A 13808-nucleotide genomic window follows, 5' to 3' on the forward strand; every position below is an offset into this window, starting at 1 on the left:
GGCCGCCAGTTTCAGGTCAGGCCAGTGCGAGGAGTGGTGATGGGATTCGGTCAGGTGCGGCAGCGCCGTCTGTCGGACGATATAGTCGAGCAGCTCGAGTCGATGATCCTGGAAGGGACGCTTCGGGTTGGTGAACGCCTGCCGGCAGAGCGTCTGCTTGCCGAGCAGTTCGGCGTCTCCCGGCCTTCCCTGCGTGAAGCCATTCAGAAACTGGTGGCCAAAGGGCTATTGGTCAGTCGCCAGGGCGGCGGTAACTATGTCGCCGAGTCGCTGGGCTCGACCTTCAGCGATCCGCTGATCCTGTTGCTGGAGAACAAGGAAGACGCCCAGCGCGATCTGCTCGAATTTCGCCACACCTTGGAGGGCTCCTGCGCCTTCTACGCCGCCAGGCGTGCGACCGATATCGACCGCCAGCGCCTTAGCGAGGCATTCGAGGCACTGCAGGATTGCTACAGCCGCAGCAGTGGCAAGGTGACCCGGGCAGAAGAGGGCGCTGCCGATGCGCGCTTTCACCTGGCGATTGCCGAGGCCAGCCATAACGCGGTGTTGCTGCACACCATCCGTGGCCTGTTCAGCCTGCTCAAGCGCAACGTGGTGACCAATATCGGCGGCATGTACGCCCAGCGTGAAGAAACCCGCGAGATGTTGATCAAGCAGCATCAGGCGCTGTACGAGGCGATCATGGAGGGGCGTGCCGAAGAGGCGCGGACACTATCCAATCAACACATCGACTATGTGCAGGAAGTGCTGTCCGAAGTTCAGCTGGAGGCTCAGCGAGAAGCGCGGGCGCAACGCCGTCAGGGGTTGTAGGGCGTACTAGGCCTTGGCCTCCTGCATCCATGCAGTCGTCGCGCAGCAGTATGCCGTCAGCGTTCCGATGGTGGGCCGTGGTGACGAGCGAGGGCATGGATCGGCGGACTGTTCGCTTCGCTCCTGAGCCCGCCCTACGAGCGGCCGGCGTTGCGGTTAGCCCTGCATCTGTCCTGCGCGTCTGGGCTTTTCAGTCTTCCTTGCCCTTGCTGCGCATGGCGCGCTGGACTTCGCGGTCAGCGTCACGTTCCTTCTCGGTGTGACGCTTGTCGAAGTCCTTCTTGCCCTTGGCCAGGGCAATCTCGCACTTGATCAGATGCTGCTTCCAGTACAGCGACAGCGCCACAGCGGTGTAGCCCTTCTGCTGTACGGAGCCGAACAGCTTCTCCAGCTCGCGCTTGTTCAGCAGCAGCTTGCGGGTGCGCGTCGGATCCGCGATGACGTGGGTACTGGCGGTTTTCAGGGGGGAGATGTGGCAGCCCATCAACCAGGCCTCGTCGTCCTTGAGCAGCACGTAGCTGTCGACCAGCTGTGCCTTGCCGGCTCGCAGACTCTTCACTTCCCAGCCGGACAGCACCAGGCCGGCCTCGAACTTGTGTTCGATGAAATAGTCGTGCAGCGCCTTTTTGTTCAGCGCGATGGTGCCTTGGGGATGTTTCTTTTGCTTAGCCATAGGGCGCGCATTATAGGGAGTCGCTGTCGCCTGCGCCATGGGGCGCGCTTGAGCCGCACCCTCATATCCCTGACAATGCGCGATCTTTCCTGCGCAGTGTCGGTTCGCCATGGGGCCGGTATCTTGATGAGCGCACGCTGTACCCATGGCGGAGCTGACGTGTCATGACTACTCGTATTCAACGCTCGGCGCTGTTGCCTTATCCGGCGCAGGCGCTCTTCGACCTTGTCAATGACGTGGCCAGCTATCCGCAGTTTCTGCCCTGGTGCTCGGCCAGTCAGGTGCTGGAAGTCAGTGAGACGCACATGCTGGCCAGTCTGGAGGTGGCCAAAGGCAGCCTCAGTCAGCGCTTCGTTACCCGCAATACACTGCAGCCTGGGCAGCGCATCGAAATGAACCTGCAGGAAGGGCCTTTCAGTCGCCTGCATGGTGTCTGGGAGTTCAAGGCGCTTGGCGAAAAAGCCTGCAAGATCACCCTGGATCTGAGCTTCGACTATGCTGGGCCGCTGGTGCGCGCAACCCTTGGGCCGCTGTTCAATCAGGCGACCAACACCATGGTCGACGCTTTCTGCCAACGCGCCAAGCAATTGTATGGATAAGCGCACGCTCAGTATCGAGGTGGCCTACGCCCTGGCGGGGGAGCAGAAGCTGCTGCGCCTGTCCGTGCCGGAGGGCTGTACTGTGCGTGAGGCGGTACTCGCTTCGGGTATGCAGGCGCATTTTCCTGATCTCGACCTGCAGCGGGCGCCGTTGGGTATCTTCGGTAAGGTGGTTATCAAGCCTGAGGAGCGCGCAGTGGCCGAGGGCGAGCGGGTGGAAATCTACCGGCCACTGGTTGCTGATCCCAAGGAAGTGCGAAAGCAGCGTGCGGCGAGAGCCAAGGCCAGGGCTGAGGGTAGCGAGTAGCTGGGTGGGGTGCACTGTGCGCACCGATCCTACGGAACAAATGGGGGCGCGGTCTGGATGGCCCCGCGACATCCTGCCTTGAAATGAAAAGCCCGGAAGATATCCGGGCTTTTTCATTTCTGCGTATTACTGTGGGTCGGTGTCCAGCGGTTCCGGTGTCGGCACTGGAACGGTTTCGACCTGATCCACTTCGCGTTGGATCTGCTCCAGCAGCGAGCCAGGAGCTGGCGGGGTATCGTCCTGCTTCTGCGGTTGGGCTTGTGGCGTGGTTACGCCGCTGTCCTCGCCGAGGATCGCCTGGTCACGGCTCACGCCTGGCATGAAGTCGCCAGCCAGACCAACCAGTTGATCGTTGCCGTCGAATACCAGGCTTACGCGTTCCTGCAGGCGCTGAGTGCCGCCCGGCTGCATGCTGTAGAGATAATCCCAGCGATTGGCGTGGAAGGTATCGGTAATCAGCGGGTTGCCCATGATAAACCGCACTTGGCGTCGGGTCATTCCAGGGCGCAGCTGGTCTATCATGTCCTGCGTCACGACATTGCCCTGTTGAATGTCGATCTTGTAAACCCCGGGGAATGAACAACCGGCGAGTGCGAAGAGCCCGGTCAGCGACAGGCTGGTCAGCAAGAGCTTGGTTTTTTGCATCGGAGGGTGACTTCCACTATCTTGGGCAACTTGAACCCCGGATCATACCCGTATTAAGAGGAGCTGCGAAAGCAGGCCTCACGAGAAAGCAGACCATGGTTGAAAATAGCGAACTCCGTAAAGCTGGACTTAAGGTAACTCTGCCGCGGGTCAAGATCCTGCAAATGCTCGATAACGCCGAGCATCGCCACATGAGCGCAGAGGACGTCTACAAGGCGCTGATGGAGGCTGGCGAAGACGTCGGCCTGGCCACCGTGTACCGCGTACTGACTCAGTTCGAGGCCGCCGGTCTGGTCGAGCGCCACAACTTCGATGGTGGTCACGCCGTATTCGAACTGGCCGACGGTGGGCACCACGACCACATGGTCTGTGTCGACAGCGGTGAAGTGATCGAATTCTTCGACCCGGAGATCGAGAAGCTGCAGAAAGAGATCGTCAAGCAGCACGGTTTCGAGCTGGTCGATCACAATCTGGTGCTGTACGTACGTAAGAAGAGCTGACTTTCAGCACTGACAAAAAAGGCGACCTGCGGGTCGCCTTTTTTGCATCTTGCTTCCTGTGGGAGTGAGCTTTACCCGCGAATTGTCGAGTGCGAGTCGTGCGCGGGCAGGATGTTCATGCTGCTTGGGCGCTGGTGACCATTTTGCGGGCATGCGCCAGTGATTCTTCGGTCAGGTCGACGCCGCCGAGCATACGGGCGATTTCCTCGATGCGGCCCTGGTCGTCGAGCTTGCTCACTGCGGTGGAGGTGGCGCCCTGGCCGCGGCGTTTGTGCACGAACAGATGCTGATGCCCCTGTGCGGCGACCTGTGGCAGGTGGGTGACGCACAGCACCTGCCCGCGTTCGCCAAGGCGGCGAAGTAGCTGGCCGACCACCTCGGCGGTGGGGCCGCCGATGCCGACATCCACCTCATCGAAGACCAGGGTCGGTACGCGCGAGGTCTGTGCGGTGATCACCTGGATCGCCAGGCTGATACGCGACAGTTCGCCGCCCGAAGCCACCTTGGCCAGTGGGCGCAGCGGTTGGCCCGGGTTGGCGCTGACCAGGAACTCGACGATCTCCAGGCCGTTTGCCTGTGGTTCCGCTCCTTCCAGGGCTTGCAGTTGCACACTGAAGCGGCCGCCGGGCATGCCCAGTGTCTGCATCTCCTTTTCCACTTTCTTGGCCAGGCGTTCGGCTGCCTTGCCGCGCAGAGCACTCAGTTCGGCGGCTTTTTCCTGATAGTGGCGGGCGTAGGCGGCCAGTTCCTCGGCCAGGCGCTCGCTGGCTTGGTCGTCGGCGTTGAGGCCTTCCAGTTCCTCGAACAGCTGTTGCTGTAGTGCGGCCAGCTCGCTGGGTTGGATGCGATGCTTGCGTGCCAGGGTGTAGATGGTATCCAGGCGCTCTTCGAGGCTCTGTTGGCGTTCAGGGTCGGCATCGAAATGATCGAGGAAGCGGTTGAGTTCGCCGACGGCTTCTTCGACCTGGATCTGCGCGCTGGCCAGCAGATTGCTGGCTTCGCCAAGGGCGTTGCTCTGGTTGCCGAAGCCGCCGAGGCGATTGAGGCTGGCGGTGAGTGCTGACAGCACGTTGCCGGCGTCGCTCTCGCTGCATAGGTCGAGTACCTGGCGGCAGGCGCTGAGCAGGGCTTCGGCGTTGCTCAGGGCCTTGTGTTCCTGCTCCAATTGTTCCAGTTCGTTCTCGCCGAGGGCGAGGTTTTCCAGTTCTTCCAACTGGTAGCTGAGCAGTTGATGGCGGGCGCGTTGTTCGTCACCAAGGCTGGAAATGCGTTCCAGCTCGTTGCGGGTCTGCTTCCAGCGTTGCGCCGCCAGTTGCACCTGGCGTGCCAGTTCCTGACTGCCGGCGTATTCGTCGAGCAGGCGGCGGTGGGTGTCGCTTTTCAGCAGCGACTGATGCTCATGCTGGCTGTGAATGTCGATCAGCAATTCGCCGAGCGCCTTGAGATCGCTCTGTGGGCAAGGCGTGCCATTGATATAGCCGCGCGAACGACCTTCTGCGGTGATGACGCGGCGCAGGATGCATGGGCCATCGTTGTCCAGGTCACGCTCAGCCAGCCAGGTACGGGCCTCGGCAATGTCGCTCAGGTCGAAGCTGGCGAGCAGATCGGCTTTGTCCGCCCCTGGCCGTACCACGCCACTGTCGGCGCGATCTCCCAGGCACAGGCCCAGGGCGTCGAGCATGATCGACTTGCCGGCGCCGGTTTCGCCGCTGATGGTGCTCATGCCGGCATCCAGCTCGAGATCCAGATGGTCAACGATGGCGTAGTTGTGAATGGACAGGTGCACCAGCATGGCGAACGCTCCCGAATTGATGTCTGGTTATTTATACAGTGTTTTTTCTTTCTCTGGCAATCCTCCCTATCGCCCCTTGAAACCTGTGGAATTGACTCCATATAGGCGGCAGGAGCGCGAGTCGGTATCGCGCCAGTTTTTTCGAGAGGAGAAAGGCATGGCTGACGAACAGACCCTGGATACGCAGAACCCCGAGGCACAGGCAGCAGAAGCTGTTGCAGCGGGTGATGACCTGGCTGCTCGCGTGCAAACGCTGGAAGAGCAACTGGCTGCTGCGCAGGATCAGTCGCTGCGCATGGCCGCCGATCTGCAGAACGTGCGTCGTCGCGCCGAGCAGGATGTGGAGAAGGCGCACAAATTCGCGCTGGAGAAATTCGCCGGTGATCTGCTGCCGGTAATCGACAGCCTGGAGCGTGGTCTGGAGCTGTCCAGCCCTGACGATGTATCGATCAAGGCCGTACGTGAAGGTATGGAGCTGACCCTCAAGCTGTTCCACGACACCCTGGCTCGCTACAACCTGGAAGCCATCGACCCGCATGGTGCGCCATTCAACCCGGAGCACCACCAGGCCATGGCCATGGAAGAGAGCATTCATGCTGAGCCGAATTCGGTGCTCAAGGTGTTCCAGAAGGGCTATGTGCTCAATGGGCGCCTGCTGCGCCCGGCCATGGTCGTGGTCAGCAAGGCACCAACGACGCCGCCGCCGAGTATCGACGAGCAGGCTTGAAATCAGCTGTAACGACCCCATTTTTAAGTCAAGCGTTTTAGTGCTGCCGGCGCCTGAGAAACGAGGCGACGGAAAAATCAAAGTTTCGGGAGAACATTCATGGGCAAAATTATCGGTATCGACCTGGGGACTACCAACTCCTGCGTCTCTATTTTGGAAAACGGCAACGTCAAGGTAATCGAGAACGCCGAAGGCGCTCGTACCACGCCGTCGATCATCGCTTACGCCAACGATGGTGAAATCCTCGTCGGCCAGTCGGCCAAGCGTCAGGCCGTGACTAACCCGCATAACACCCTGTACGCGGTGAAGCGTCTGATCGGTCGTCGTTTCGACGAAGAAGTCGTGCAGAAAGACATTCAGATGGTGCCGTACAAGATCGCCAAGGCTGACAACGGTGACGCCTGGGTCGAGGTCAATGGCCAGAAGATGGCACCGCCACAAATCTCGGCTGAAATCCTCAAGAAGATGAAGAAGACCGCCGAAGACTATCTCGGCGAGCCGGTCACCGAAGCGGTCATCACCGTTCCGGCCTACTTCAACGACAGCCAGCGCCAGGCCACCAAAGATGCTGGTCGCATCGCCGGTCTGGACGTCAAGCGCATCATCAACGAGCCGACTGCGGCTGCGCTGGCTTACGGTATGGACAAGGCCAAGGGCGACCACACCGTGATCGTCTATGACCTGGGCGGCGGTACCTTCGACGTGTCGGTGATCGAGATTGCCGAAGTCGATGGCGAGCACCAGTTCGAAGTGCTGGCCACCAACGGTGACACCTTCCTCGGTGGTGAAGACTTCGACATTCGCCTGATCGACTACCTCGTCGACGAATTCAAGAAAGAAACCGGCATGAACCTCAAGGGCGACCCGCTGGCCATGCAGCGCCTGAAGGAAGCTGCCGAGAAGGCCAAGATCGAGCTGTCCTCGAGCCAGCAGACCGACGTCAACCTGCCGTACATCACTGCAGATGCCAGCGGTCCCAAGCACCTGAACGTGAAGATCTCCCGCTCCAAGCTGGAGTCGCTGGTCGAGGATCTGGTGCAGCGCACCATCGAGCCTTGCCGCATCGCGCTCAAGGACGCCGGTGTCGACGTGGGTTCGATCAACGACGTGATCCTGGTCGGCGGTCAGACTCGCATGCCGCTGGTACAGAAACTGGTGACCGAGTTCTTCGGCAAGGAACCCCGCAAGGACGTCAACCCGGATGAAGCCGTCGCCATGGGCGCTGCCATTCAGGGCGCCGTTCTGGCTGGCGACGTCAAGGACGTGCTGCTGCTCGACGTGTCCCCGTTGACCCTGGGTATCGAAACCATGGGCGGCGTGATGACTGCGCTGATCGAGAAGAACACCACCATTCCGACCAAGAAGTCGCAGGTGTTCTCCACTGCCGATGACAACCAGAGCGCCGTGACCATTCACGTGCTGCAAGGTGAGCGCAAGCAGGCCGCACAGAACAAGTCGCTGGGCAAGTTCGACCTGGCCGAGATTCCGCCGGCTCCGCGTGGCGTGCCGCAAATCGAAGTGACCTTCGATATCGACGCCAACGGTATCCTGCACGTGTCCGCCAAGGACAAGGCCACTGGCAAGCAGCAGTCCATCGTGATCAAGGCCAACTCCGGTCTGTCCGATGACGAAATCGAGCGCATGGTGCGTGACGCCGAGGCCAACGCCGAGGAAGACCGCAAGTTCGAAGAGCTGGCCACTGCGCGTAACCAGGGTGACCAACTGGTACACGCCACTCGCAAGATGCTGACCGAGGCGGGCGACAAGGCCACTGCCGACGAGAAAGCGGCCATCGAGAAGGCTATCGGCGAGCTGGAAGCTGCGGTCAAGGGCGACGACAAGGCGGCCATCGAGGCCAAGATCAACGCCCTGTCCGAAGCCACCACGCCGCTGGCGCAGAAGATGTACGCCGAACAGCCGCAGCCGGGCGCTGCCCAGCCTGACGCGCACGACGCCAAGGACGCCGGTGACGACGTGGTCGACGCCGAGTTCGAAGAGGTCAAGGACAACAAGTAAGCCTCGGCTCGCTTGTGCTCTGCCTCGCCATGCGAGGCAATCCGTCGCGCGGGGGCTTGCTCCCGCGTCGGCGTGTCTGGAGGGTGCGAATTTTGAAGGTGCAGAAAACCCATGGCTAAACGCGATTATTACGAAGTGCTCGGTGTCGAGCGCGGCGCCAGCGAGGCGGAGCTGAAGAAGGCTTACCGTCGCCTGGCGATGAAGTACCACCCGGATCGCAATCCGGACGATAAGGACGCCGAGGAGAAATTCAAGGAGGCCAACGAGGCCTACGAGGTGCTCTCCGATGCGGCCAAACGCTCGGCCTATGACCAGTACGGTCATGCCGGCGTCGATCCGCAGATGGGCGGTGGCGGCGGTGCCGGTTTCGGCGGTGCCAACTTCTCCGACATCTTCGGTGACGTGTTCAGCGACTTCTTCGGTGGCAGCCGCGGTGGTTCGCGTGGCGGCGCCCAGCGTGGCAGCGACCTGCGCTACACCCTGGAGCTGGATCTGGAAGAAGCGGTGCGTGGCACCAGCGTGACCATCCGCGTGCCGACCCTGGTTGGTTGCAAGACCTGCGATGGCAGCGGCGCCAAGAAGGGCACCAGCCCGGTCACCTGTACCACCTGCGGTGGTATTGGTCAGGTGCGCATGCAGCAGGGCTTCTTCTCGGTGCAGCAGACCTGCCCACGCTGCCATGGCAGCGGCAAGATGATCACCGACCCCTGTGGCAGCTGCCACGGCCAAGGGCGCGTGGAAGAGAGCAAGACGCTGTCGGTCAAGGTGCCGCCAGGCGTCGATACCGGCGACCGCATTCGCCTGTCAGGCGAGGGCGAGGCCGGTTCCCATGGTGGTCCGGCGGGCGACCTGTACGTGGTGGTCAACGTGCGCGAGCACGCGATCTTCCAGCGTGACGGCAAGCACCTGTACTGCGAAGTGCCGATCAGCTTCGCCGATGCCGCCCTGGGTGGCGAGCTGGAAGTGCCGACCCTCGATGGTCGGGTCAAGCTGAAGATCCCCGAAGGCACCCAGACCGGCAAGCTGTTCCGCCTGCGCGGCAAGGGCGTGGCCCCGGTGCGTGGCGGTGGTGCCGGCGACCTGATGTGCCGGGTGGCGGTAGAAACACCGGTCAACCTGAACAAGCGTCAGCGCGAACTGCTCGACGAGTTCCGCAAGTCGCTGCAGGGTGACGACTCCCACTCGCCCAAGGCGAGTGGTTGGTTCGAAGGCGTCAAGCGCTTCTTTGGCGACGTATAAAACAGCGTATCGGGCGCGGCTCTCGTCCGCGCCCGGATGCGTCAGCTTGGAGCTGAATGGCTATGCAACGTATCGCAGTAATGGGCGCCGCCGGGCGCATGGGCAAGATTCTGATCGAAGCCGTACAGCAGGCCGAGGGCGCCGAGCTCAAGGCTGCCATCGATCGTCCCGGCAGCAGTCTGATCGGCGCCGATGCCGGTGAGTTGGCCGGCCTGGGCAAGATCGGCGTGAAGCTGGTTGGCGATCTGGCGTCGGCGGTTGCCGATTTCGACGTGCTGATCGACTTCACCCACCCCTCGGTAACCCTGAAGAACCTGGAAGTCTGCCGTCAGGCCGGTAAGGCCATGGTCATTGGCACCACCGGTTTCTCCCCCGAGGAAAAACAGCTGCTGAATGAGGCCGCCAAGCAGATTCCCATCGTCTTCGCCGCCAACTACAGCGTGGGCGTCAACCTCTGCCTGAAGTTGCTGGATACCGCGGCTCGGGTGCTGGGTGACGACGTGGATATCGAGATCATCGAAGCCCACCATCGGCACAAGGTGGATGCACCCTCCGGCACCGCCCTGCGTATGGGGGAAGTGGTCGCTGATGCGCTGGGGCGTGATCTGCAGAAGGTCGCCGTATACGGCCGCGAAGGCCAGACCGGAGCGCGCGAGCGTGAAACCATCGGCTTTGCCACCGTGCGCGCCGGTGATGTGGTGGGCGACCATACCGTGCTGTTCGCCGCCGATGGCGAGCGTGTGGAGATCACCCATAAGGCCTCCAGTCGCATGACCTTCGCCAAGGGGGCCGTGCGTTCGGCGCTGTGGCTGCAGGGGCGTGATGCCGCGCTGTACGACATGCAGGATGTACTGGGCCTGAAATAGGGCAAAGGGAGGCGGGAGCTTGTCTCCCGCTCGTGCATGGATGTTCCGGGGTAATTGATGACGCCTTTGAATCTGGATGACGTGGCCCGCTACGTCGAACTGAACATTGGTGCCTTCCACGAGAAGCGCATCGCCAGTTTGGGGCGCCTGAAGCTCAAGGACGTGCTCAAGCGCAAGAACCCCTACATGTACAGGGCCAAGCACGTGCTGACCGCGGAGCAGATCATTCGCGGCATCGTCGATGCACACATCTCCTCCAACGAAGAGACGCTGTTCGGTGACTGGCTGGAGGGGCTGGCCATTTTCATCAATGGCCAGGTCTACGGTGGCTGGAAGTCCGGCATCACGGGTGTCGATCTCGAATTCGATCGCGACGGGCTGCGTCACATCGTGGCCATCAAGTCCGGCCCGAACTGGGGCAACAGCTCGCAGATCGGTCAGATGAAAACCAACTTCCTGACTGCGCAACGCACCTTGCGCACGGGTAATTCGGGGTTGCAGGTCGTCGCCGTCAATGGCTGTTGCTATGGTCGCGACAGCAATCCGGACAAAGGCAGCTACTACAAGTACTGCGGTCAGCGTTTCTGGTCATTCATCTCGGGGGACGACCAGCTCTACGTGGAGTTGATCGAGCCGCTGGGCTTCAAGGCGCGTGAACGCAACGACGAGTTCGCTGAAAGCTACGGGCAGATGATCAACAAGTTCACCCGTGAGTTCACCCTCGAATTCTGCGACGAGCAGGGCGCCATCGACTGGGCGCGCCTGCTGCGTTTCAATTCCGAGGCCTGAATCATCAGCTGATCGCCAGCTCCAGTTGCGCCTTGCGTCGTTGCTGCTCGAAGGCCTTGCGCCATTCTTCATGGCAGGTGGCCTGGTAGCGCGAGAAGCGGAAATTGCGAGGTGCCGCTTGTGCCTTGCCTGCCAGCAGATCTCGCAACAGTTTGCCGACGGCATGTCCCAGGCTGATCGGTACGGCATTGCCGACCTGTTTGTATTGCTGGATCAGTGGCCCGGCCAGTTGCCAGTCATCCGGAAACTCCTGAATGCGTTTGTATTCCTCGATCGACAGCGGACGATCCGCTTCCGGGTGCGCCAGGTCGGTTGCTGGCATGGCGGGGTGCGTTACCAGGGTGGGTGATGGTTTGTCCCAGGCCAGGCGACGCAGGAAGCCGGTCTTGCCGCCTCCGGCGAAGTAGGATTTGCCCAGTGCTTCACGCTGCTGATCCTCGGGCAGGTTGCGCCAGTTCTGCCCGGCCTTGAGCAGGCGATAGAAGCGCAGGCGCTTTTCCGGGAAGTTCAGGTGGTTGTGGCTGTTCAGTCCCTCCAGTGCCTGGCGGACAGTGCGCCAGGCCGGCAACCCTTGAGCACCGTCCTCGCTGTGGGTCGGTGTCAGGAAGGGCGCAGGCTTGCCATCTCGTGAGCAGATGATGATGACGCGCTCACGAATCTGTGGCGTGCCGAAGTTGGCCGAGTTGTACAGGTTGAACGAGGTGGCGTAACCGGCATTGCTCAGCTTGCTCAGGACGAAGTTCAGTGCGCCGCCCTTCATCTCGTCGAGGGACAGATCGGGGAAGTCCGGGCCGCGCTGATCATGCGGGCGGTGATCCATCGGGCAGGACAGCAGGCCACGCACGTTCTCGATGACGATATAGGGCGGCCTGATCTCCAGCGCCAGATCGATGAACTTGAGAAAGGCGTTGCCGCGTTCGTCATTGAAGGCCTTGCGTTTGCCGGCCGTGCTGAATGCCTGGCAGGGTGGCCCGCCGATGATGACGTCGATAGCCTCGCGTGGCGTGCCGGCAGCTTCGAGTACCTGCTCGACGGAGCAGCTGTTGATATCACCCAGCAACGCTGTGTCGGGGCGGTTCAGGGCGATGGTCTGGCGGCAGTACTTATCGAATTCGCAGGCCAGGCGTATGTCGAAACCGGCCTTCTCCATGCCAAGGTCGAGACCCATGGCGCCGGAGAAAAAACTCAGCGCGACAGGGCTGCTCTTGCTGCGCTCGGGCGCGTGATAGGCAGGATGATCCTCTGCAATCATGTGTGCTGTTCTTAATCCGTATTGGGTCACGCTTTCCTGGTCGATGATCCAGGTCTTGCCGACTCGCTCGGCTCGCAGTGCTTGAGTGCGGCAGAGCGTGCGGGTGCGCTGAGGGCTTATGTGGAGCTGGCGTGCAGCATCTTCGATGCTGATCTTGGTACTCATCAGGGGTTTCTCATGCGAAACCTGTAAGAAGTACCAATGGTTTCCTGGCGTCTCAGCGCTGTCAACCCTGTCTCAGGCTCGCCGGTGGGAAGCGGGTATGCCTTTTTGCCCTTTTCGACTTTCGATTTTTGGCTCTTTCCTGTAAGCTTCCCGCTTTAGTGTGTCCACTAAAAGTTACGCAGAAATGGCTCTGATAAAAAAGCGGGATGACCTTCACACGTCATCCCGCTTTTTTACAATCTGCGTTTGCTTCAAGCCTTGATCGAGACGGAGGTCTTCTTGACTAAGCCAGCCCCTAAACCCGCCATTCTGGCCCTCGCTGACGGCAGCATCTTTCGCGGCGAATCAATCGGGGCCGATGGCCAGACCATCGGTGAGGTGGTGTTCAACACCGCCATGACCGGCTATCAGGAAATCCTTACCGATCCTTCCTATGCCCAGCAGATCGTTACCCTGACCTACCCGCACATCGGCAACACCGGCACCACGCCGGAAGACGCCGAGTCCAATCGCGTATGGGCCGCCGGCCTGATCATCCGTGATCTGCCGCTGATTTCCAGCAACTGGCGCGACAAGCAGCCGCTGGACGAGTACCTGAAGGAAAATGGCACCGTTGCCATTGCCGGCATCGATACCCGCCGCCTGACCCGCATCCTGCGCGAGAAGGGTTCGCAGAACGGCTGCATCCTGGTTGGTGACGATGCAACCGAAGAGAAGGCGCTGGAGCTGGCGCGCAGCTTTCCTGGCCTCAAAGGCATGGATCTGGCCAAGGTGGTCAGTTGCACCGAGCGTTACGAGTGGCGCTCCAGTGTGTGGAATCTGAAAGACGACAGCCATCCGGAAATCCCGGCCAGTGAGTTGCCGTATCACGTGGTCGCCTACGACTACGGCGTGAAGCTGAACATCCTGCGCATGCTGGTCGAGCGCGGCTGCCGCCTGACCGTGGTACCGGCGCAGACCCCGGCCAGTGAAGTGCTGGCGCTGAATCCCGATGGCGTGTTCCTGTCCAACGGCCCAGGTGACCCCGAGCCGTGCGACTACGCGATCCAGGCGATCAAGGACGTGCTCGAAACTGATATCCCGGTATTCGGCATCTGCCTCGGCCACCAGCTGCTGGCCCTGGCCTCCGGTGCCAAGACCCTGAAAATGGGCCACGGCCACCACGGCGCCAACCACCCGGTGCAGGATCTCGACAGCGGCGTGGTGATGATCACCAGCCAGAACCACGGTTTTGCCGTGGACGAAACCAGCCTGCCGGGCAACCTGCGTGCGATCCACAAGTCGCTGTTCGATGGCACCCTGCAGGGTATCGAGCGCACCGACAAGGATGCCTTCAGCTTCCAGGGTCACCCCGAGGCGAGCCCAGGCCCGCACGACGTGGCTCCGCTGTTCGACCGCTTCATCGAAGCCATGGCCAAGCGCCGCTAA

The 13808-nt window shown here is 61.3% G+C and carries 14 protein-coding genes; 10 read left to right on the top strand and 4 right to left on the bottom strand.

All coding sequences use genetic code 11. From position 1 onward, the window contains the following. Positions 1–39: 39 nt before the first annotated feature. A complete protein-coding gene (locus C7A17_RS16215; RefSeq protein WP_106738988.1) occupies positions 40–810 on the top strand; it encodes an FCD domain-containing protein in 771 nt (256 codons plus the stop codon). Between the two features lie 190 nt (positions 811–1000). On the opposite strand, the gene smpB is transcribed toward C7A17_RS16215, so the two are convergent. Next, the gene (smpB, locus tag C7A17_RS16220) at positions 1001–1483 is read right to left on the bottom strand and encodes an SsrA-binding protein SmpB (protein ID WP_106738989.1); all 483 of its coding nucleotides are present in this window, start codon (positions 1481–1483) and stop codon (positions 1001–1003) included. 164 nt (positions 1484–1647) lie between these two features. Between smpB and C7A17_RS16225 the strand changes: the two genes are divergently transcribed. Next, complete coding sequence (locus tag C7A17_RS16225) at positions 1648–2082, top strand: type II toxin-antitoxin system RatA family toxin (RefSeq protein ID WP_106738990.1); 435 nt, start codon at positions 1648–1650, stop codon at positions 2080–2082. After that, positions 2075–2389: an RnfH family protein gene (locus C7A17_RS16230; protein WP_106738991.1), complete on the top strand. Its 315-nt coding sequence runs from the start codon at positions 2075–2077 to the stop codon at positions 2387–2389. The genes C7A17_RS16225 and C7A17_RS16230 overlap by 8 nt, the downstream gene beginning before the upstream one ends. A gap of 126 nt (positions 2390–2515) precedes the next feature. Here C7A17_RS16230 and C7A17_RS16235 read toward each other — a convergent pair whose 3' ends face one another. Continuing rightward, the gene (locus C7A17_RS16235) at positions 2516–3034 is read right to left on the bottom strand and encodes an outer membrane protein assembly factor BamE (RefSeq protein ID WP_106738992.1); all 519 of its coding nucleotides are present in this window, start codon (positions 3032–3034) and stop codon (positions 2516–2518) included. Positions 3035–3129: 95 nt separating this feature from the next. On the opposite strand from C7A17_RS16235, the gene fur reads away from it, so the two are divergent. Next, complete coding sequence (gene fur, locus C7A17_RS16240; RefSeq protein ID WP_106738993.1) at positions 3130–3534, top strand: ferric iron uptake transcriptional regulator; 405 nt, start codon at positions 3130–3132, stop codon at positions 3532–3534. A 115-nt stretch (positions 3535–3649) separates the two neighbouring features. On the opposite strand, the gene recN is transcribed toward fur, so the two are convergent. Continuing rightward, the gene (recN, locus tag C7A17_RS16245) at positions 3650–5326 is read right to left on the bottom strand and encodes a DNA repair protein RecN (RefSeq protein WP_106738994.1); all 1677 of its coding nucleotides are present in this window, start codon (positions 5324–5326) and stop codon (positions 3650–3652) included. A 19-nt stretch (positions 5327–5345) separates the two neighbouring features. Between recN and grpE the strand changes: the two genes are divergently transcribed. The 5 genes from grpE to C7A17_RS16270 all read left to right on the top strand — a co-directional run bounded on the left by grpE (position 5346) and on the right by C7A17_RS16270 (position 10963). Continuing rightward, entirely contained in the window at positions 5346–6053 is a 708-nt protein-coding gene (grpE, locus tag C7A17_RS16250; RefSeq protein ID WP_267895739.1) for a nucleotide exchange factor GrpE, read from the top strand. A 99-nt stretch (positions 6054–6152) separates the two neighbouring features. Beyond that, positions 6153–8069 carry a molecular chaperone DnaK gene (gene dnaK, locus C7A17_RS16255; protein ID WP_106738996.1) on the top strand — a complete coding sequence of 639 codons (1917 nt, stop codon included), beginning with the start codon at positions 6153–6155 and terminating at the stop codon, positions 8067–8069. 111 nt (positions 8070–8180) lie between these two features. Continuing rightward, entirely contained in the window at positions 8181–9308 is a 1128-nt protein-coding gene (gene dnaJ / locus C7A17_RS16260) for a molecular chaperone DnaJ (RefSeq protein WP_106738997.1), read from the top strand. Between the two features lie 62 nt (positions 9309–9370). Beyond that, positions 9371–10174 carry a 4-hydroxy-tetrahydrodipicolinate reductase gene (dapB, locus tag C7A17_RS16265; protein WP_106738998.1) on the top strand — a complete coding sequence of 268 codons (804 nt, stop codon included), beginning with the start codon at positions 9371–9373 and terminating at the stop codon, positions 10172–10174. Between the two features lie 57 nt (positions 10175–10231). Continuing rightward, the gene (locus C7A17_RS16270) at positions 10232–10963 is read left to right on the top strand and encodes a PmeII family type II restriction endonuclease (RefSeq protein ID WP_106738999.1); all 732 of its coding nucleotides are present in this window, start codon (positions 10232–10234) and stop codon (positions 10961–10963) included. A 4-nt stretch (positions 10964–10967) separates the two neighbouring features. Here C7A17_RS16270 and C7A17_RS16275 read toward each other — a convergent pair whose 3' ends face one another. Beyond that, positions 10968–12380, bottom strand: a complete 1413-nt coding sequence (locus C7A17_RS16275; RefSeq protein WP_106739000.1) for a DNA cytosine methyltransferase — start codon at positions 12378–12380, stop codon at positions 10968–10970. 279 nt (positions 12381–12659) lie between these two features. Between C7A17_RS16275 and carA the strand changes: the two genes are divergently transcribed. Beyond that, positions 12660–13808, top strand: coding sequence for a glutamine-hydrolyzing carbamoyl-phosphate synthase small subunit (gene carA, locus C7A17_RS16280; RefSeq protein WP_106739001.1), 1149 nt, complete (start codon positions 12660–12662; stop codon positions 13806–13808).

The organism is Pseudomonas mendocina (assembly GCF_003008615.1).
Classification (GTDB): domain Bacteria; phylum Pseudomonadota; class Gammaproteobacteria; order Pseudomonadales; family Pseudomonadaceae; genus Aquipseudomonas; species Aquipseudomonas mendocina_C.